Here is a 19,382-nt window from a genome sequence, read left to right on the forward strand (position 1 = left end):
TTAGACGCTCCTAATGCGCGGGTTGACCATCACGTAGAGAAGGTCAACGATGATATTGATGAGGATAAAGGCAATAGACACAGTCAAGGTCACGCCCTGGACAAGGTAGACGTCGTTACGGGTAACGCCGTCGAGGATGAGCTGACCCATCGCCTGAATATTAAAGATGATCTCGATGATCACCGCGCCACCCATGAGGTAGCCAACACGCAGACCCAAAACTGTAATTGGGGTGATCAATGCATTACGCAAGACGTTACGGCCGATGACAACAGACTTTGGAATGCCGGCTCCGATAGCGGTACGGACATAATCCCTATCGAGCTCTTCAACCATGGCAGTACGCACCACACGGGTCAAGGAACCTGCAACAGGAACAGCCAAAGCGAAGGCGGGCAGGAAGATATTGTTGATATAGCGACCAGGATCTTCAGTAAATGGGACCCACTCTGAGATCAACGCTGGGAACCAACCAGTTCCTGAAGGCACGGTACCGAAGGCCTGAATGAGCAAGATTGCCAGCCAGAACGAAGGAGTTGCCAATGCTGCGATAGAGAGGATACGGATGAGCTGATCAGGCCAGCTATCACGGTACAGGGCAGCGATAACGCCCAAGCTGAAGGAGATGATGACAGCAATGAAAAGGCCGATGAACGTTAATTGCAACGTAATTGGGAAAGCATAAGCGACGAGGTCGGTTACCGAGGTATTACCCTTGGAGGTTCCAAGATCTAGCCGCAAAAGTCCAAGAAGGAATTGTCCGTAGCGAACGAACAAGGGAAGGTTGAGACCGTTTTGCTCACGATAGGCCTCGAGGGCTTCTTCGGAAGCTGCTTCGCCAAGGGCTAGGCGCGCAGGGTCGGAGGGTGAGAAAGACATGACGAAGAAGACCAAAAAGGTAACGCCCAAAATCATGATGGGCAGCGCAACTAGCCTTCGTCCGATCAGTCGGATGAGATTCGACACAGTGGGACTGCTCCTTTCGTAAGAAATGAAGCTTAAGTAGTTTTTGTGGGGACAGGTATTTCAGTATTTAAGGAAGCTGCGTGCTTGCGATGACTGGGCAGTTTCCCCAAGATTTATGCGGGCACGACAAATAACGATGCCAGTGCGCATCACGGTTAAAGTTTGATTGTGCTCAATAATTTTTGGCCGAACACGAGCCAATTTCGACTAAGGGGCGGGTATTGGCAGGAGTCAAGCCCGCCCCGTTGTCGCTTATCTTCTACAAGATATTACTTCAGTCCCACATCGACGAAGGAGAGACCGGTGAGCGAGATCGGCTCGAAACCATCAAGTGCATCGTCGTTCCAAGCGGATGGGCTCTTGCGGTGGAAGAGCGGATACAGAGGTACCTCTTCGGAGAGGAGATCGAAGGTCTGGTGCCACAGATCCATTTGCTCGTCACCGGAAGACTGGGATGCCTTCTCAAGCAGCTCTTGAACCTTGTTGTAGGAGTCGGTGCCCTTCCAGTGCATACGACCATCGGTCCAGGTGTCACCTGCGTACCACCAGCGCATAAGAAGGTCGGCGTCAGCACCGAAGACGGAAGGATCACCAGGGGCGATCACAATATCCCACGTGTCATCAGATGCGATTTGGGTATAGAGATCCGAAGACTTCAACTCGGTGAACTCTACGCTTATACCAGCAGCCTCAAGCGATTCCTTGATGATTGGGGTGCAGCCCTTGACCCAGTCATGGTTGGTTACCAGCATCCGGACAGACTTCAGGCCAGTCTCGGCGAAGTGCTCGGTAGCCTTGGCAGCATCGAGGCTGTACACCATCGAAGCTTCCTTGTAGGCTGCGTGGTTTTCCTGGACGAAAGACTTAGCCGGCGACGCTTGGTTGGCCATGCCTGTCTGAATAACCTTGTCGATATCGATGGCATAAAGCACACCACGACGATTCTTGAGGTCCTTCATGGCAGAATTTTCACCATTGTTGAACATGATGAACAGCAAGCCGAAACCTTGAACAGACTCGACACTCGACGAGGCCTGAACCTGGGTGAGTGAGAGGTAGGGAACCGAATCGATAGCCATAACCGACTTGGATTCCATAGCGTTGGTACGAGTTGCTGCGTCTGGAAGAATCTTCCATGTCATCTTGGCAGCCTTGGCTGGCTTAGGACCGGTGTAATCCTCGAACTTTGTAAAGACAACCTGCGAAGATGCAGCACCGTTGTCGGTCATCTTCCACGGGCCGGTTCCTACAGGGTTAGCATCGAATGCTGCACTATCAGCCTCTACGCTTGCCTTCGGTACGATCTTCACTACCGATAGACGTTCCTTCACAAGGGTGAAGGGGTACTTCATCGTAAACATCACGGTGGTGGCGTCTTTAGCCTCGACCTTCTCAATGAATGGGATGAAGGATGCGTAGAGCGAATTATTTGACTCGTCCAATACGCGCTCGAAGGAGAACACGACATCCTCCGTGGTGACTGGCTCCCCATTGTGGAAAACTGCACCGTCGCGCAAAGTCACTTCAGCGGACTTTCCGTCCTCGCTTACTTTGGGGTCACCGTCAGCGAGCGCTGCGTAAACAGTGCGGTCTGGGGTGGGAGTGATCTCGTAGAGACCCTCCAGGGTATGCCAGTTCGCAGCAATCGTCAGTGCTGACGTTGTGGTCATTGGGTCATAGCCGTTGGTGCCCAGCTCATAGGAGATACCAGCGGTAATCTCATCTTTGCTCATAGCACCGCCGGATCCGGATCCGGATCCACTAGTGTTCCCATCTGACTTATCGTCAGAGCCACAGGCGCTAACGGTGGTAGCAATACCAGCGGCAGCGGCCATAACGCCTGCTGCCTTTAAAAAACCACGACGGTTCATACCTTCAGCGGTATTTGTCATGTTTCAACCTCCATTGAGTTGACTTGTCGGACGTCTGATGCCTCGACTTTGAGTGTACTAAACAATTACACCCATAACAACGGGCTACCGTCACTATTTCGCCTTAATGTAAGGTAGATAACATCTGACCGGGGCAAAAGCCGAGAATAGCGCCGTTATCTGCAGAAATCCTGACATAGGCAGTACAGAAAATCCACCCCCATCAACACCCCCTATTTTCGGCAGTAATGCCTGGGCAATCCGTCATATTCACTCGAAAGATTACTCATCACAAAAAAGGACCTCGCCACCTCACACAAATAAGGTGGCGAGACTCAGGTAATAAGAAGGAGAAGACTATCGCAAGCCCATTCTGGATGTGCACGCGGGCCACGCCCCCCAGCCCTGAACCGCCTGCACTTTTTGGGCTATCTCAATCTGTTGCTCTCGAGTTGCCAGATATGCCATGGGAGCATACTGCGCCCCGCCAAAACCCAGCCAGGTAGAATGAGCGAACTGCAGCCCTCCAGAGAACCCATTCCCGGTGTTAATAGACCAATTCCCTCCGGCTTCGCACTGTGCCAACTTATCCCACACCGATCCAGAACTGACCGCGGGCACGGAGATGACAGGCTTGGTTCCGCGTGCAATGGTTGCGGGAATTGCAGTATGGATAATCTCCTCAGATTGGATCTCTTGCGCGGTTTGCACCCCGTCGATGAGTGTAATAATTGAGCTCACCCGCTTGTGTCCAGGTGTACCGGGCTGGAGCACCTGTTCCACCCCTTTATCGAGGTGGGGATCCTCAAAATAGGCTGCAGGAGCGTCATATTCAATAACTTCTTCGACGTCCTGCTCTATCACACGGTTGATAACGATGTGGGTATTATGCGCTATCTGCTCTTTCAGATCTGGTGTCACGCGATCTAAAGCACTCAATGTTATACCTCGAGCTTTGAGCACATCAGCCACAGTAGGTTCTGCAATGGAGATATATGAAGTCCGACCCCCATCGGACAGCGTGATTATTTTTGGTGTTACCACGTTGATTTCACGTGGCCCCTCCGCCAATCTGGTGTAAACAGGCTGACTTAAACCCAAAGCCCGGGCTGCACTGGACACTGAATCAATTTGTGAGACTAATTCCCCGACGGTATTTGCATTAGTTTTGACCGTTTCGCGCTTGCCATCGATAACCAGATCGACTTGTTTCGAGGTACGCACTGAGATTACTTGATTGTGTTGAATCTTCTGATCGGGGGCGGGAGCGACGATATCGTCAGCGTCGACGGTAATCCCCGCTTTCTCCAACGCGCCAGCCACATCACTAGCCGTTGTGAGTAACTCTACGTTCTCCCCGTCGAGGTTTATCACCACGTCTTTTGCTTGGGCTACCATCGCTCCGCCACTCATCAGACAAGCCGCGGCGGTGCCACCGGCTGCACAACGGATGGCGATACGACGCGATGATCCTGGAGTTAAATCCTTGCGATGATGTCCCATAATCCCTTTCTCAACGTTCTGCCACCCTGCGTGACGAGTTTCCAACCCCCTCAGTGAGATTCGAGGGTTTGATTACATTATGATAACAGAACCACAACTACAGGCGGTAGAACTGGGAAAACGCGTTTGCCCCATGCGTGTACAGTCGTCACACCCGCCACTCAAATTGTTCCCAATGTTTCATCGAGTCCATAGGCGCGATGGAAATTTCGGTAGATTTGATAAGCACATTCTTCCAGCTCCATCCCGCGACTGTGCGCAATCACAGCCGCAGTATGGCCGATTAATGCCGGCTCATTTTTAACTCCGCGATAGGGCTCGGGCGTCATATACGGAGCATCAGTTTCCACCAAAATTTGATCCATCGGAGCCAGCGCAGCAGCCTGTCGTAGATGATCGTTGCGCTTGAAAGTCAGGTTGCCAGCGAAGCTCAATATATAGCCCCTGTCGATCGCCTCGAGCGCAACCTCCACGGGTGAAGAGAAGCAATGCAGGATAACTTCGCGTGGTCGAGGAGCATCCGCGAGAATTCGCAGTAAATCCGCATCAGCCTCGCGGTTATGTATCATGAGGGCCTTATTCGTTTTCACCGCCAAATCGATATGCCAGCGAAAGGCCTCTTCCTGAATATCTAGCGAAGCCGTCGACTCAGGAGCATGTGTAATCCAATAAGTATCAAGCCCTGTTTCTCCTACGGCGACACACCGCTCGTCCCCGGCCATACGAGTAAGCTGGTCGCGTGCCACCTCGTCGAGTTCACCTGCTCGTGTAGGATGTATCGCTACCGCAGCAAAAATACGAGGATTCACCTGCGCCGCCGTGAGAGCTAAGACGGCCTCGTCAAGGCCATCACCGACGGTACACAGTTTCTCCACCCCCGAGGCTAAGGCACGGTCGACTAAGGCTTTGATCTCACTGGTATTGCGAGCTCCACAACTAGCCAGGTGCGTGTGAGCATCGACAAGCAAAGGGATTCTAGGGTACGGTTGCGCGAGAGGGCGCGGCTTCTTCTTCCCCATGCTATTGCACCGGTGCCCAACTCGGGCCCTCCGTGGCGAGCTTAGGGTCTAATTTTGCAATCAGCGGGCGCGGCTTCGACAAGGGCGTACCGGCGACCATGTCGATGCGCTGCCAACAAGCCTGCTCGCTCGCATAATCCCCCATGATTACCGGATATGTAGAACTGGGGTCAGGTAAACCCACTCCGACCAGCTCAACCGGAATATCGTCGCTAACCTCAACGATCTCAGGCTGTGCTGCCCATATTCCCGAGCGTCCCAAAGTCTCGTGAACAGCTTGAGCGAGATGCGGCAAATATGGAGTGAGCATCACATTGATATCTGAAACCAGCTGCAAGGCTACCCACAAGACAGTGCCTAAGCGTTCACGCTGGGATTCATCTTTGGCAAGCTTCCACGGTTCCATCTCCGCAATATAAGCATTCGCCTCACCCACGATGTGCATAATATGAGAAATGCCTTGCTTAAATCGCGATTGGGCCAAATGTTCAGAAACTCGGTCGAAGGCTTCGGTAGCCGCCTGCAGAATGTCCATATCAGCCGGGAGAAGTTCACCACAGGGAGGAACCTCCCCGAAGTTCTTATGCGCCATAGAGACTGTACGGTTGATGAGATTGCCCCAGCCATTCGCCAACTCATTATTGATGCGTCGGACGAATTCATCCCAGGTAAAATCTGTGTCGTTGTTTTCCGGACCGGCGACCGCGATGAAATAACGCAAGGCATCCGGGCCAAATTCCCTGAGGAAATCCTTGACGTAGATGACAACGCCCTTCGACGAGGAGAACTTCGAGCCTGACATGGTCAGAAACTCCGATGAAACCACCTCGGTCGGTAAATTGAGGTGTCCATAGTGATGCTCCTGACCACCTTTGGCACCGGATCCTTGGTACCCCAAGAGCTCAGCAGGCCAGATCTGGGAGTGGAAAGTGATATTGTCCTTACCCATGAAGTAGTAGGAAAGAGCCTGTGGATTAGTCCACCACTTCTGCCAAGCGTCTTTATCGCCCGAGCGATAGGCCCACTCCAGGGATGCGGATAGGTAGCCTATAACAGCATCAAACCATACATACAATTTTTTTGTTGGCTTATTCTCCCAGCCCTCGACGGGAATTGGAACTCCCCAATCGATATCTCGACTCATGGCTCGCGGGCGCAAATCACCTAAAAGGTTGAGCGAGAATTTCAGCACATTAGGACGCCAATCCTTGCGACTATGAAGCCACTGCTCTAAAGACTCAGCAAGCGCCGGAAGATCAAGAAGGAAGTGCTCAGTCTCAATAAATTGAGGAACCTCACCGTTTATCTTCGATATCGGGTTGATGAGTTCCGCCGGATCTAGTTGATTGCCGCAGTTATCACACTGATCTCCACGGGCACCCTCCGAGTGGCAAATCGGACATTCACCCTCGATATACCGATCAGGCAAGGTGCGCCCTGTCGATGGCGACACCGCCCCGAAAGTTGTTTGTTTAATCATATAACCGTTGTCATACAGGCCCTTAAACAGTTCCTGTACCACCGCATAGTGGTTGCGGGTGGTCGTACGGGTAAAGAGATCATAACTTAGACCCAAACCGGTAAGATCCTCAACGATCTGACGATTATAGCGATCAGCCAGCTCCTTGACATGGACGCCCTCCTTGTCAGCCTGCACTAATAGGGGAGTTCCGTGCTCATCGGTCCCCGACACCATCAGCACATTATTCCCTGCCATTCGTTGAAAACGAGCGAATACATCCGAGGGGACACCGAAACCCGCAACATGGCCAATATGTCGCGGACCGTTGGCATAGGGCCAAGCAACTGCTACCAGCAAATTATTCATGGTTTAGAACTTTATCACGAGCAACCAAAGCGCTCTCGAAGATATCATTCGCACGCAAAGAGTACGTGCGGGCCAGGTCCTTGCAGACCGATTTAAGCCGCTCCCCAGCCGCTGCCCTCTCTACAGCTTCGGCAATAATATCGTCAATATCGACATCCCTCGCCCCCAAATTTCCCTCGATCACGCAGGTGATCTCGCCACGTACCCCAGACTGTGCCCACTGCAGAACTTCAAGAAGACTCCCCCTCTTAACTTCCTCAAATGTTTTAGTCAATTCGCGCACCACGGCGACACGCCTCTGCGGACCTAAAACATCGAGAGCATCCGAGAGCGTATCGACAATTCGATGGGGCGATTCAAAGAAACACACGGCCCGTTCTTCGTTCTTCAGAGACTCTAACCACGACAGTCGGGCTCCTTTTTTTCGTGGCGCGAATCCATCAAAGGCGAATTTTCCCACATGCAGCCCGGATAAGGCTAAAGCTACGGGCACGGCAGATGGACCAGGGAAGCAAGTGATGGGAATACCCTGCTCATGAGCAGCCTCAACAAGAGGAAATCCAGGATCCGACACGATAGGCATTCCTGCATCGGTCACCACAACAACACTTCCATCACGTGCCAGTTCAATGAGTGTAGCCACGCGCGAGCGTTCATTATGGTCGAAATTAGAGATGATCTTCCCCTTCACCTCAATTCCTAAAGCCTGCGCCAACGCCTTTGTACGGCGGGTATCTTCGGCGGCAATATAATCAGCCTCACTCAAAGCTTGGCGCAACCGCTCGGAAGCATCTCCGATATTGCCCAGTGGCGTCGCTGCGAGGATGAGCCCGCGTGGCAGAGGTGGTAGGTCGACGGTCATCTTCTTAATAACTCCTTAGAAGGCAGCGGCTTAACTAGCACCCCCTAATCTACCCTTATAGGACTATACAAAAGCGCCGCCAGTAAAAAACTGGCGGCGCTAGGTCAAGCTCTAGTGATCCTGCAACCTATGTGGCGACTGCTGATCGGAATCTCCTAAAGTTTCCGGGTGCTCACGTGAATTCTCAGATTCAATCTGATGAGACTCTGTGGTGCTCTCATCGGCCCCGTCAAGGCTCTCGTGTTCACGACGTTCTTCTTCAGCGATTTCCTCTTCGATCTCTTCCTCAACTTCAACGCGAATAGATTCCACGAATTCCTCGCGCTCTAGGTTCGACTCTTCAACATACCGATTTAACATACGCTGTTGTTTGGAGCTAAAGCGTAGGCGCGGATCGAGTTTACGCCGTAGCAATTCTCTGATGCGGTCGCGGCGTGTGGACTCCTCACGGATGGTAGTTAAGCTCTTTATCCATGCAAGGGTAATCACCGTAAAGAGGATCACTCCGATATAGCCCAGGATTGGGTATACCGTGGCAACCAATGTTTTAAAGCCTAGGAAGCTGGCACCAAATCCGATGAGGCAGGAAGCCACGAATACCAGGTAGAAACGCTGTGGAGATTTGGACGTTAGGCGCTTGGCAAAGGCGTAGAACATACCGACCGCAGTATTGAAGATCATGCCGATGATCACGATACTCATTAAAAGACCCAAGTTCGGATGAATGCCGTCGACAATGCGCAGCATAGGAACATCGTCTTGGGCCACCACATCAACGCTGCGGTAGAGTGCCAATGCGGTTAGTGTGAGCATGAGTCCAAAGACAATGCCACCGATGAGGCCGCCGATACCAGCAGCTTTTGGATCAGTATTATTTCCGCCGATGATGATTGCCATCGAGGCACCCACCATCAGATTCAGTCCTACGTAGTTCATGGAGGAAATAAACCAGTGCGGAGTAGCGGGCTCAATCAAGCGCACGCCAGCCTCAATAGCCTCTGGTGAGGAGGACGCATGGGTTAAGGCCCACACGGCCGCCAGCCCAATAAAGGCAACGATAAAGGGAGTTACGGCGCCGATAACGCCAGTGATCTTATCAACGTCGAGTAGACCTGCGATGAGCACCACAACCAGCAGTCCGATCGCGCCTACCCAAATTGGCCAACCAAATTGCTGATTCAAGTTGGAACCAGCGCCGGCAAACATAACCATACCGGTACAGAACAGGGTCACGAGGACGCCTGCATCGAGCATTTTGCCAACGATGGGGTGAGAGATCCGATGGATCACGGCCCCGTGGTCGTCGGCTAGAAAATAGGAGCCGAGTTGGATGGCAGCCATGCCCGAGAGCATAACCACGACACTGGATATGACTGCCGCAAGGATGCCCATCGAGCCAAAGCCTACAAAGTACTGCAGCACTTCCTGGCCAGTAGCGAACCCAGCTCCTACGATGACGCCGATGAATGCTAGAGCTATCGACGCAACGCGCTTAAACATGTGGAGTTTTCTCTTTCTTGTGGTGCCTGTCGAGACGGCGCTTAGCCTTATTCTTCTCCCGTCGAACGTGCTCTAAGTGGATGCGTCGTTCGCGGGCCAACCGGGATTGGAAGCGCTGTTGCTCACGATAGTCGAGGTAAATCGCATCGTTGCGAAGATCCTTCAAGAGAGCAAACATGAGCATAACAATAACAAGGAGGAAAGGCGAAGCGGCGATGATAGTTAAATTCTGCAAGTTTGATAGCACATCCGCTCCACCGGTGACCAACATCGTCATACCGATGAGAGCTACAAGAACACCCCAACCCGCAGAGACGAAGCGATTAGCGTCACTCTTACCATTTTGACTCATTGACCCCATCACCGTCGAGGCAGAATCTGCCGAGGTAATAAAGAAGGTAGCAAGCAGGATGAGGGCGATAATGCCAACAATATGCCCACCTGGCATCGTGTGGAGCAGATCAAAGAGCTGGTATTCTGCTTTGCCTTCACCATAGATCGAGCGACCTTCTTGCTCGAGGTGAATAGCGGTCCCACCAAAGATAGCGAACCATACTACGGACACGGCAGATGGTACCAGTAGCACTCCCATAATGAACTCGCGCACCGTGCGTCCGCGCGAAATGCGAGCCAGGAACATGCCAACAAAAGGTGACCAGGAAATCCACCAAGCCCAATAGAAGATCGTCCAGCCACCCAACCACTCGCCGGCAGAACCATTAGCGGACTCAGCAGTACGACCGATCATTTGGAAGAAGTTGGACAGGTAGGCACCTAGGGCACCAGGAATGAGGTTGAGGATGGTTACGGTAGGTCCCACGACGAACACAAAGAGTGCAACGAGCGAGGCGAGGACCATATTAGCGTTGGAAATATACTGGATGCCCTTGCCCACGCCCGACATAGCGGACACTAAGAACGCTAGAGTGAGCACAGAGACGATACCAATAAGCGTGGACATCCGTGGTTCCTCGACGATTCCCGCAGCGGTGAGACCAGCACGGATCTGAGTCGCTCCAATACCAAGGGAGCACGCAGTACCGAAAATGGTGGCTATGATTGCGAGGATATCCACCACGCGCCCTGGCCATCCTCGCGCCCCTTTTTCACCAAATAATGGGATGAAGGATGCGCTTAGCAGCTGGCGTCGCCCTAAACGGAAGGTCGAATATGCAATAGCAAGGCCAAAAATTCCGTAGATAGCCCACGGGTGCAATGCCCAATGCAGGAGCGTGGTTGCCATAGCCTGAGCCACGTTATTCGGGGCATAATTTGGCACTCCGTTGAGGTAGTGAGTCAACGGTTCCGATGCACCGTAGAACATCAGACCGATTCCCATGCCGGCAGCAAACATCATGGCGATCCAGCTGGCGGTGGAGAATTCGGGGGCTTCATCATCGCGGCCCAGTTTTATGGAACCAAATTTACTGAGCGCCACAACAATAGCGAATACCAATATGACGGTGGTGCCCAAAATGAAGGCCCATCCGAAGGTATCGATGACATAGCCAAGGGCCGTGCCGGCAAAGCCTGAGAATGAATCCGGAAGAAGGAGACCCCAAGCCACGACGGCTAAAACCGCGACGACTGCTGGTATGGTGACCAGCCAATCTACCTTGGCATCCTCATCTTCACCCTGAAGAATAATCTCTTCCTCGTCACCGTAGGCCTGCTCCTCGATTGTCGATCTACTCGAGAGCATGGCAGCAAGCTCATGCGTTGCAGTAGGTGCTGCTGCATCCTCCTGCGCGGTCGTCAAAGCGACACCGCTAGCCTCTGCAGGCTGAGATTCATTAGATTTTTCCATAAAGCTACCGTGCTCCATATGCAGCGATAATGCAACAAGGGCGCCCAAAATTGACAGCTCCGGCGCTCCAAATTGATCAATGTAACCATTTCGTTACCAACGCTATGCGCAGGCACGATAATACAATGCCTGACCGAAGGTCACAATAGGGTAACGATTAGGGCCATCAGCCACGCTATCCAGCTCCGGCGAGTTTCTCAATATCTTTCCACTCGAGACCGCTCTACCTCTAATATTAAAACAGTGAACCTCGTCAAGAAGCCACCTAACCACAAATACCCACGCCATATCTGGACCCTCGGGGATACTCTCTCCACGATGGTCGTTTTTATCTGCGCGGCACTCTTGCGTTTCGTCAATCTCGGCTCCCTCAGCGACCAAGAAACCCCAGTATTTGACGAAAAGCATTATGTGCCCCAGGCCTGGGATATGGTGGAGACGTGGATGAACCCGATCCTTGGAGGCATCGAATCAAATCCGGGCTACGGCCTCGTTGTCCATCCACCATTAGGGAAACAGCTTATCGCCCTTGGCGAAATGCTCTACGGTTACACGCCCTTCGGGTGGCGGGCGGTGGGCGCGCTGCTCGGCGCACTGACGATCACCCTTATCATGGCTATAACTAGGCAGCTCACCCGCTCAACCGGCCTAGCGACTACAGCGGGAGTGATAGCGCTAAGCGACGGCTTCCTTCTGGTAATCAGTCGATTCGCTCTTCTTGACGTCTTTCAAACTTTTTTTATTACTGCGGCCTCGTGGGCTCTTATCAGAGATTGGCTGCAGGTATCTGCCCGCTATGAGGATCGCCACGAATCACTCTACGGGCCTCCCATCGGATTTCGCTGGTGGCGTTTTGCCTGTGGAGTTTTTCTCGGACTAGCGCTGTCCGTAAAATGGTCAGGTCTGTATTATATGGCTTTCTTTGGCATCCTCTCGGTTATTCTCGATTACCGAACTCGCGCCCGCTCCGGTACGTTATCACCGTTTGTAGGAACACTTATGCGTGATAGCTGGCGCGCTTTTACCCACCTGGTTATCCTCCCTGTTGCGCTCTATATCTGGAGCTGGCGAGCTTGGTTCGCTAGCGAGACGTCGATCTATCACCATGTTGCTAGCGACGGCACTTTAGGAGATGATTCTTTTATCAAGCTTCTCCCCGAGGGACTTGCAGGTTGGACTTATTATCACTCAGAAGTGCTGAAATTTCATGCCTCGCTAACCACCTCCGCCGGCCACCAGCACCCCTTTGAATCCAAGCCATGGGAATGGCTGGTCGGGATTAAGCCCATTCTCTACTTCTCACAAACGGATATTCCTTGCGGACCAACCGCGTGCCGCCGCATGCTCTACCTCTTTGGCACTCCCGCTCTGTGGTGGCTCGTCATACCGGTTATTATTGCCGCCTTGTGGCTTGTCCTGATCAAAAAGGATTGGGTACTTGTTATCCCCTTATGGACGTTTGCGGCTGGCTTCATTCCCTGGTTGATCGGTTACGACCGCCAGATGTACTTCTTCTACGCGGCTCCTCTGATCCCGATGGTTATTGTGATGCTCACCTACCTATTAGGGAAAATAATCCACAGGAGACCCCGAGGGGGAACGGTTATTGTTAGTATCTACCTCGGCATCCTTATTGCACAGTTCTTCTACTTCATGCCTCTCTTCTTTGGCTTCATTCTGCCCGATTCAGCCTATGACGCGCTAGCGTGGATCCCTGCGTGGCGATAGCAAAAATCGTAGAGCCAAAGCGGTTGAGGGTCTAAAGGTCGATACTGCAAACGCAAAAAGTTATCCACAACTTTTCGCGTTTTTTAGAGTAGATATTGTGCTCGCGATTCTTCCTGTTTAGCGTCAGGAGCATGAAGACGTGCCTAGAATCGATAAAGGACCTCGCTCCACGTGGTGGTGAACTTGCTTACGAACTCAAGCGCACCGTTTTGACAAAAGACGAGATGGCGTTATTCCTCGACTGCACCCATACCGAAGCCTCACTGATGCTCGCGGTTGCAAAAACTTTTCACCCGGACGAGCTCGACCTAGCTATTGACTACCAACTGAGTTTTGCCAAACTACGTTTGATCTCAAGTGTGAGCAAAAAACTGCGCAATCCGAGCATCGATCCTAAGGAATTACGAGAAGAACTCATCCGTCAAGCGGCAACCTTGAGCTGCTTCGACCTCGATCGCCACATCAAAACTACGTTGAAAACATTAAATGCCGAGTATTCCCGCCCACGTGCTTGGTACGCCCGTTTCTCCGCAACTGCCGATGCAGACGGCATGCGCTATATCAATATGAAGCTCCCTGAAGCGCAATGTGAACGTCTGCGCACGGTGCTAACTCCACAAGCCCACGATAAAGCATCCCAAGGTATGGCCAACGGAGAGGCTGAAGGCCTCGCTATGGCTCTGTATGAAACCGTTATTACCAATACTTCAACTGATTCTGGCCATCGGGATCTTCGCCACAGTCCTCTGATCCTTATTCCGATAGCAGATGCGCAAGAACACTGCGATGGTACAGTCACCAATAGTGATGGCGTCATTCTCAATATTACCGATATTGCTGAAGAAATTATCAACGAAATGGGTTTTGCCATCGCAATCTACAAGGACTCACACGGAGTACCCAGGCCTCACGAAGTTCTTGATATCAAACGCTTAGCAGACGCAGACGACCGTTTTCGCGCGATAACTTCGCATTTGATATGTCAGCATCCAGAATGCTCGATCCCGGCGGTTCGCTGCGATATCCACCATATACAGGCCTTTTCTCGTGGAGGGGCAACTACCACTGCCAATCTCTGCCCCCTGTGTAGGGTCCATAACCTTAGAAACGACGATGACCCTAATAGGTCTCGCCACGGGCGTGTCGAAGCTGACCCTAAGACTGGACTTATCTCCTACCGGATGCCCGACGGCACTCAACGCGCTAATCTCCACCCAGCTATCTCCAAGGGAACACAGGCCTTCGCCCACCGGATCCTCGGAGAGTGCTAGTCCACACGCAATACCCACATCCTCGAGGTCGAAGGACCAAGGGGTTATTGAGGATGCCTTATTACAGAGAACGTCTGCCGAGTTCCAGCAATTCCCAGCCACGTTCAGCGAACCAACATCCCGCCAACGCTACGACGGAGAAAAGCAGCAATGCCAACTGAGCGAGTGCATCGTAGTTAATCGTCCCAACAACAATTTCACGCGTCGCAAAACCAAAGCTGAACATCCACGCAGCTCCATACACGGGCAAGATTCCGGCGATGAGGCGGTATTGCCAGCTGGCAAAAAATAGACCAAAACCCAGTGATAACCGCATAGCGGCTGCCTCTACTACAACTCTACTCATCAGCGGGTCATCGACTAGAAACTCAACATCGCCCAAAAGAAAGAGGGCCCAAAAGACCCAGAACAAACCAGTAACTGCAATGAATACGCGCGATACGGTGATACCGACAATTCGCGCAGACGCGTGACGGCGCCACTCGGATTCCACACCATGGATGATAATTGCCGACAAGTCCGGAGCGCGATCCCGCAAATTTTCGTTGAAGGCTAATCTGCGATTCATTAAGGCGGCTTGCTCAAGAAAATGGCGACATTGTTCGCACCCTATAAGGTGGGCATCAACGATCTCATCGTTAAGAGAAAAAGCTTCGCCATCCAAGCGAGCCGAGAGAGCAGCTTGAACCTTGTCACAGTTCAGCATCGCGGGTGAGAAACCAATCTACGCTGAGCCGACCTGCACCAAATACCACGACTACCATAAGAGACACAATAAGCAAGAGCACGTACTCGAATCCCCCACTGGACGCAAAAAAACCAGAACCTAGGTGGACGAAGTAAAAGGCCGCCGCCATAAGAAGAGCTAGAGCACCAGCAACTACAGTGGTTAGCAGTCCAATAACCAGCAAGGCTCCCCCACCGAGTTCAGCAATGGCAGCTATATAGGCAGAGAGCTTTGGCTGGGGAATAGCGCTTGCAGAGAACTGTCCGGCAATCTCATCAATTCCCTGGATGAATAGCTTCTGGTAACCATGTGCTACGAAGATGACGCCGAGGACGAGCCGAAATATTGCGAGTGCAATATCGCGTACCACTGGGCGATCCATGCCTAGCTCACCCGCCGCGAAGCTTCAGCATCATGTGTGGGCTGTTTATAATGAGCACTGTCGATGAGCTCCAATTCTTGAAAATCGGCTGACTCGTCGTCAATCTCTAAAACCACCGCGCCAGGGTGACGCAGCCGCTGCGGTATACCCAGATCGTTATCGGAGACGCTCCGTACACCAAGTCGGCTACGACGGAGGTGCCGAATGCGTCGGTTGCGTAACTCGATCTCTGATTTAACCAATTTCCTCAGCACGATCAGGTATGCCACAAATATAACGCCCATGAGTGCAGGGGCAATCCAGGCCAGTCCCCCAAATACAATCGCAGAGATAACAGCGACGAGAAGCAACACGCTCATCGTAGCTACTACGATCTTTCGCCGTTGATAACGTGACTTCGCGGCTTCTCGATCCGCTTCAGGGTCGAAACCTCCCCGACCACGCCTAGCCTGAATATACGAAAGCTCTTCTTCGGTGAACTCTGGGCTAAAGTCGTCGTTATCGGGCGTTTCCTCGCTATCTTCTACTTCATCGCCAGTATCTTCGTCGGGGGCTGGGAAGAGCAGATCCTCTGGATCGGTATAGGAAGAATCGATTTCATAGGTGGCCTGTGAAGAAAGGTCAGAGATAGTTTGTTCTCTAATAGGAGGATCTATGAGGATAGAATCTTCGTCTTGATCCTCGCCATTCACCGGCTCATTTTCCTCGCCCGATGCCTCAACGTCAGACTCGAGCTGTGAGTCACTGGGAGTTGGGACCGCTGAATCCTCGAGCGGCAATTTTTTCAACGATCGCTGGGGGCTGAGCTTTTTAGATCCACCCTCGAGAATGACGCGCGTTTCATTGAAGGCTTCGCCCGCTTTTCTTATCGGTTTCTGGGCACGCAAAAACCACGGTGCGAGCACGAAAATCCACAGCACGACGATGATGAGAAGACCAATGAGTCCGGTCACTAGTGATAGCCCTTTCTACTTAACAGTTCAAGCCTATTGGGGCGACCGAACATAGCTTATAAGGCGCGCCGATTCCTACTGGGCTTTTTTGAAATGATCCCTTGGTCGCTTATTCTATGGACAGCCGTCTGCTGAAGCTCTGAACGCGTGAGGGCCATTAAGTAATGATCGCGCCACCGGCCGTCAATATGAAGGTTTTCCTTTAATAAGCCTTCCTCTCTGAAGCCGTTTCTTTCCAGGATCCTTCGACTAGCTTTATTCGACGGAAGATGTGTTGCCGTGAGGCGGTGAAGACCCACTCGATTAAAGGCATGATCGATCGCTAGAGCCACTGCTGCGGTAGCAATGTGGTGGCCAGTTAGAGAAGAATGCAGCCAATAACCCACCCATCCTTCCTGAGCAGTCGCATGTTGGATATTGCCTATTGTCAGCTGGCCGGAAAATTCCCCGTTGACTTCGATAGCCAGGGGCAAAGTCTCTCCCTTAGCGGCACTGCGACTCAAGTATCTGTAGGTAGCTCGCCAAGCGGCACTGCTGTGTGCGAGGTGCCACGCGGCAGTGGGAGTCGGTTCGACGGGGCGGAGGAACCGTTCGTCGTCGATACGCAATTCGCACCATTGAGGACCGTCGCTTCTTCGTAGCGGCCGTAACCGAAGTTGGCGTGTGCCCACTCGAATATGCGGGGTATACTCTCGCCAACCTGGGTGCATGGGGTGTCGGGGGCCGAGAGCAAGACGCTCGCGAAAGATGGGCATTAGCTTTGCTGATTCATAAAGAGGACCTCGACGATATCGCCCGGACGCACCTGGGTTATACCTGCCGGAATACGAATCATCGCGTTGGCATCTGATAGGCCCGCGAGCAAGTGGGCGGGAGCTCCATTGGCACCCCCAAGTGCCTCGACAAGATAATCCTGCGTTTGTGCATCGCGCATAAGCCTGGCTCGGATGAAACCTTGCCGTCCGTTCTTACTGCTCACATGGTTCAGCGCCCGGGCGCGTACGGCCCGACGTCTAGCGTTACGCTTGCCTAGGCTCGCCCGTACTAGGGGCCGGATCATGGTTTCGAAGATTACCAAGGCGGATACTGGATTGGCCGGTAGCAGAAATACCGGTATCTGTTTATCACCGAGGAGACCAAAGCCTTGAACACTGCCAGGGTGCATGGCTACGCGGGTAGTGTCGATCTCACCAAACTCATTAAGAATGTCCCTAATGGTGTCCGATCCCGAACCCCCAACGGCGCCAGAGATCACGATAATTTCGCTGCGCAGCATCTGCGCTTCGACGATTTCGCGCAGCCGTCGAGGCTCCCCCGCCGCTATTCCCACGCGGTGCACGTCGGCGCCGGATTCTCGACCCGCGGCGGCTAAGGCGTAGGAGTTGACGTCATAAATCTGACCCAGGGAGGGATCCCGGTCAATGTCAACAAGTTCATAACCGATCGAAATCACAGACATCCGAGGGCGCGGATTGACCAGTACCTTACTCCGCCCCACAGCTGCGAGGAGGCCTATATGGGCAGGAGATAAAATCGTTCCTGCAGAGACCGCTATATCGCCGGGCTGTATGTCATCGCCCTGCCTGCGTACGAATTCACCTGGCCGTATAGCTCTGAGCGCGGTCATACGCTTGCGTCCTCGGTCGGTCCACGCCAGCGGGATAACAGCATCGGAAAGGCTCGGGAGGGGGGCGCCGGTATGGACGCGCACTGCCTGCTTCGGTTGCAACCGCAACGGTCTTGAGCTGCCAGCAGCTACTTCACCAACAACTGGCAACGACACTTCGGTGGGGACATCGGGATCCCCCGCGATCGGGGCGATATCGACTGCTCTAATAGCGTAACCATCGATTGCTGCTTGGTCGAAACCAGGTAGCGGATGCGTGGCCTGAACTTCCTCGGCGCACATGAGCCCCAACGATTCGGCGATAGCGATACGAACAGGTTCTGGGGTTCGTGCAGCCTGGGTGATGAGATTGAGCTGCTCGTCAACGGAGCGCACTAGGATTCTCCCTCTTTTCAGAGCCCATGCTCGTCAAATATTTTACGCAGGGCTTTTCGTAATCCAGGACCATACACGGGGTCTTGGAGACCAAAATCGACACACGCCGGTATATACCCTCCAGGATTTCCGAGGTCGTGGCGCTTACCGTGGTGAACCACAATATGGACGGGGTGCCCTTCCTCAATGAGTAGGGCAATTGCGTCGGTTAGTTGTAATTCTCCGCCAGCACCTGGTTGAATGCGAGCTAGGGCATCGAATATCGAACGATCTAACAGATAGCGACCGGTAGCAACAAAAGTAGACGGCGCTTGTTCAACGGTCGGCTTTTCCACCATGGCCTTAACTTTTTTCACGGTCAGATCGCCGGAATACGAAGCTTCTTCGATATCAAAAACCCCGTAATTGCACACGTTTTCCGGTGCGACTTCAAAGGCACAGAGTACCGACCCCCCGAGTTCATTGCGCACTGCAAGCATTTTCTCTACTACGCCCATAGGAAGTACAAGATCATCGGGCAACATGACCGCAACGACATCTTCATCGTCATCTAAGACGGATTCTGCGAGGCTAACTGCGTGGCCTAGGCCCAAGGGTTCTGCCTGCTCTACGGCGACTGGGGTAGGCAGAGTGTTGACACGTTGAACCTTGGTTAGTTGCTCATCTTTGCCACGATCTTCAAGCATGCGCTCGAGGTCCCCGAATTTTTGGAAATGGGCAAGCACCTCGCGTTTATTAGGGGCCGTGATGATAGCAAGCCGCTGGGCCCCGAGAAGTGCCGCTTCCTCAGCGATGAGCTCGATGCCGGGGGTATCGACAACGGGTAGCAACTCTTTGGGCACCGTCTTGGTGGCCGGCAAAAAGCGCGTACCCATGCCAGCCGCCGGCACAATAACGGTTCGTACCGCTGTCGAGGAATAGGAGGAAGGCAAAGTCATGGTTAATAGTGTAAACGTTTGACCG

General features: G+C 52.8%; 16 protein-coding genes. 2 read left to right on the forward strand and 14 right to left on the reverse strand.

What is annotated here, in order from left to right; translation table 11 throughout:
* The 8 genes from NXT01_RS05220 to NXT01_RS05260 form a co-directional block, all read right to left on the reverse strand.
* Positions 1 to 966 carry an ABC transporter permease gene (locus NXT01_RS05220; protein ID WP_259078315.1) on the reverse strand — a complete coding sequence of 322 codons (966 nt, stop codon included), beginning with the start codon at positions 964 to 966 and terminating at the stop codon, positions 1 to 3.
* Positions 967 to 1,235: 269 nt separating this feature from the next.
* Complete coding sequence (locus NXT01_RS05225; RefSeq protein ID WP_396124742.1) at positions 1,236 to 2,858, reverse strand: ABC transporter substrate-binding protein; 1,623 nt, start codon at positions 2,856 to 2,858, stop codon at positions 1,236 to 1,238.
* 336 nt (positions 2,859 to 3,194) lie between these two features.
* On the reverse strand, positions 3,195 to 4,340 hold the full coding sequence (locus NXT01_RS05235) for a transglycosylase family protein (RefSeq protein ID WP_310470326.1): 1,146 nt from the start codon (positions 4,338 to 4,340) through the stop codon (positions 3,195 to 3,197).
* Between the two features lie 161 nt (positions 4,341 to 4,501).
* Entirely contained in the window at positions 4,502 to 5,359 is an 858-nt protein-coding gene (locus NXT01_RS05240) for a TatD family hydrolase (RefSeq protein WP_259078317.1), read from the reverse strand.
* 1 nt (position 5,360) lies between these two features.
* Positions 5,361 to 7,187 carry a methionine--tRNA ligase gene (metG, locus tag NXT01_RS05245; RefSeq protein ID WP_259078319.1) on the reverse strand — a complete coding sequence of 609 codons (1,827 nt, stop codon included), beginning with the start codon at positions 7,185 to 7,187 and terminating at the stop codon, positions 5,361 to 5,363.
* Positions 7,180 to 8,049 carry a 16S rRNA (cytidine(1402)-2'-O)-methyltransferase gene (gene rsmI, locus NXT01_RS05250; protein WP_259078321.1) on the reverse strand — a complete coding sequence of 290 codons (870 nt, stop codon included), beginning with the start codon at positions 8,047 to 8,049 and terminating at the stop codon, positions 7,180 to 7,182. Before rsmI ends, metG begins: the two co-directional genes overlap by 8 nt.
* Before the next feature lie 111 nt (positions 8,050 to 8,160).
* On the reverse strand, positions 8,161 to 9,549 hold the full coding sequence (locus NXT01_RS05255; protein ID WP_259078323.1) for a hypothetical protein: 1,389 nt from the start codon (positions 9,547 to 9,549) through the stop codon (positions 8,161 to 8,163).
* The gene (locus NXT01_RS05260) at positions 9,542 to 11,251 is read right to left on the reverse strand and encodes a BCCT family transporter (RefSeq protein WP_259078456.1); all 1,710 of its coding nucleotides are present in this window, start codon (positions 11,249 to 11,251) and stop codon (positions 9,542 to 9,544) included. Before NXT01_RS05260 ends, NXT01_RS05255 begins: the two co-directional genes overlap by 8 nt.
* A gap of 348 nt (positions 11,252 to 11,599) precedes the next feature.
* On the opposite strand from NXT01_RS05260, the gene NXT01_RS05265 reads away from it, so the two are divergent.
* The gene (locus NXT01_RS05265; protein WP_259078329.1) at positions 11,600 to 13,084 is read left to right on the forward strand and encodes a dolichyl-phosphate-mannose--protein mannosyltransferase; all 1,485 of its coding nucleotides are present in this window, start codon (positions 11,600 to 11,602) and stop codon (positions 13,082 to 13,084) included.
* Positions 13,085 to 13,215: 131 nt separating this feature from the next.
* Positions 13,216 to 14,355: an HNH endonuclease gene (locus tag NXT01_RS05270; RefSeq protein ID WP_259078330.1), complete on the forward strand. Its 1,140-nt coding sequence runs from the start codon at positions 13,216 to 13,218 to the stop codon at positions 14,353 to 14,355.
* A 61-nt stretch (positions 14,356 to 14,416) separates the two neighbouring features.
* Here NXT01_RS05270 and NXT01_RS05275 read toward each other — a convergent pair whose 3' ends face one another.
* The 6 genes from NXT01_RS05275 to NXT01_RS05300 are packed head-to-tail and all read right to left on the reverse strand — an operon-like array spanning position 14,417 to position 19,357.
* Positions 14,417 to 15,061 (reverse strand): zf-HC2 domain-containing protein, encoded by a 645-nt coding sequence (locus tag NXT01_RS05275; protein ID WP_259078331.1) that lies wholly within the window; start codon positions 15,059 to 15,061, stop codon positions 14,417 to 14,419.
* Positions 15,048 to 15,464 (reverse strand): DoxX family protein, encoded by a 417-nt coding sequence (locus tag NXT01_RS05280; RefSeq protein WP_259078332.1) that lies wholly within the window; start codon positions 15,462 to 15,464, stop codon positions 15,048 to 15,050. Before NXT01_RS05280 ends, NXT01_RS05275 begins: the two co-directional genes overlap by 14 nt.
* A gap of 2 nt (positions 15,465 to 15,466) precedes the next feature.
* Entirely contained in the window at positions 15,467 to 16,417 is a 951-nt protein-coding gene (gene glpR / locus NXT01_RS05285) for a gephyrin-like molybdotransferase receptor GlpR (RefSeq protein WP_259078333.1), read from the reverse strand.
* Between the two features lie 56 nt (positions 16,418 to 16,473).
* Positions 16,474 to 17,172 (reverse strand): GNAT family N-acetyltransferase, encoded by a 699-nt coding sequence (locus NXT01_RS05290; protein ID WP_259078335.1) that lies wholly within the window; start codon positions 17,170 to 17,172, stop codon positions 16,474 to 16,476.
* Entirely contained in the window at positions 17,172 to 18,419 is a 1,248-nt protein-coding gene (gene glp, locus NXT01_RS05295; protein ID WP_259078337.1) for a gephyrin-like molybdotransferase Glp, read from the reverse strand. The genes NXT01_RS05290 and glp overlap by 1 nt, the downstream gene beginning before the upstream one ends.
* A 17-nt stretch (positions 18,420 to 18,436) precedes the next feature.
* Positions 18,437 to 19,357 (reverse strand): UTP--glucose-1-phosphate uridylyltransferase, encoded by a 921-nt coding sequence (locus tag NXT01_RS05300; RefSeq protein WP_259078338.1) that lies wholly within the window; start codon positions 19,355 to 19,357, stop codon positions 18,437 to 18,439.
* Positions 19,358 to 19,382: the final 25 nt, after the last annotated feature.

It is taken from the genome of Corynebacterium sp. ES2775-CONJ (assembly GCF_024814515.1).
GTDB lineage: Bacteria > Actinomycetota > Actinomycetes > Mycobacteriales > Mycobacteriaceae > Corynebacterium.

What these genes read in the sequence shown, in the direction of transcription:
- NXT01_RS05225 (WP_396124742.1), bottom strand. Translation starts at nt 2,858, where the DNA reads ATGACAAATACCGCTGAAGGTATGAACCGTCGTGGTTTTTTAAAGGCA.
- NXT01_RS05235 (WP_310470326.1), bottom strand. Translation starts at nt 4,340, where the DNA reads ATGGGACATCATCGCAAGGATTTAACTCCAGGATCATCGCGTCGTATC.
- NXT01_RS05240 (WP_259078317.1), bottom strand. Translation starts at nt 5,359, where the DNA reads ATGGGGAAGAAGAAGCCGCGCCCTCTCGCGCAACCGTACCCTAGAATC.
- metG (WP_259078319.1), bottom strand. Translation starts at nt 7,187, where the DNA reads ATGAATAATTTGCTGGTAGCAGTTGCTTGGCCCTATGCCAACGGTCCG.
- rsmI (WP_259078321.1), bottom strand. Translation starts at nt 8,049, where the DNA reads ATGACCGTCGACCTACCACCTCTGCCACGCGGGCTCATCCTCGCAGCG.
- NXT01_RS05255 (WP_259078323.1), bottom strand. Translation starts at nt 9,549, where the DNA reads ATGTTTAAGCGCGTTGCGTCGATAGCTCTAGCATTCATCGGCGTCATC.
- NXT01_RS05260 (WP_259078456.1), bottom strand. Translation starts at nt 11,251, where the DNA reads ATGCTCTCGAGTAGATCGACAATCGAGGAGCAGGCCTACGGTGACGAG.
- NXT01_RS05270 (WP_259078330.1), top strand. Translation starts at nt 13,216, where the DNA reads ATGAAGACGTGCCTAGAATCGATAAAGGACCTCGCTCCACGTGGTGGT.
- NXT01_RS05275 (WP_259078331.1), bottom strand. Translation starts at nt 15,061, where the DNA reads ATGCTGAACTGTGACAAGGTTCAAGCTGCTCTCTCGGCTCGCTTGGAT.
- NXT01_RS05280 (WP_259078332.1), bottom strand. Translation starts at nt 15,464, where the DNA reads ATGGATCGCCCAGTGGTACGCGATATTGCACTCGCAATATTTCGGCTC.
- NXT01_RS05290 (WP_259078335.1), bottom strand. Translation starts at nt 17,172, where the DNA reads ATGCCCATCTTTCGCGAGCGTCTTGCTCTCGGCCCCCGACACCCCATG.
- NXT01_RS05300 (WP_259078338.1), bottom strand. Translation starts at nt 19,357, where the DNA reads ATGACTTTGCCTTCCTCCTATTCCTCGACAGCGGTACGAACCGTTATT.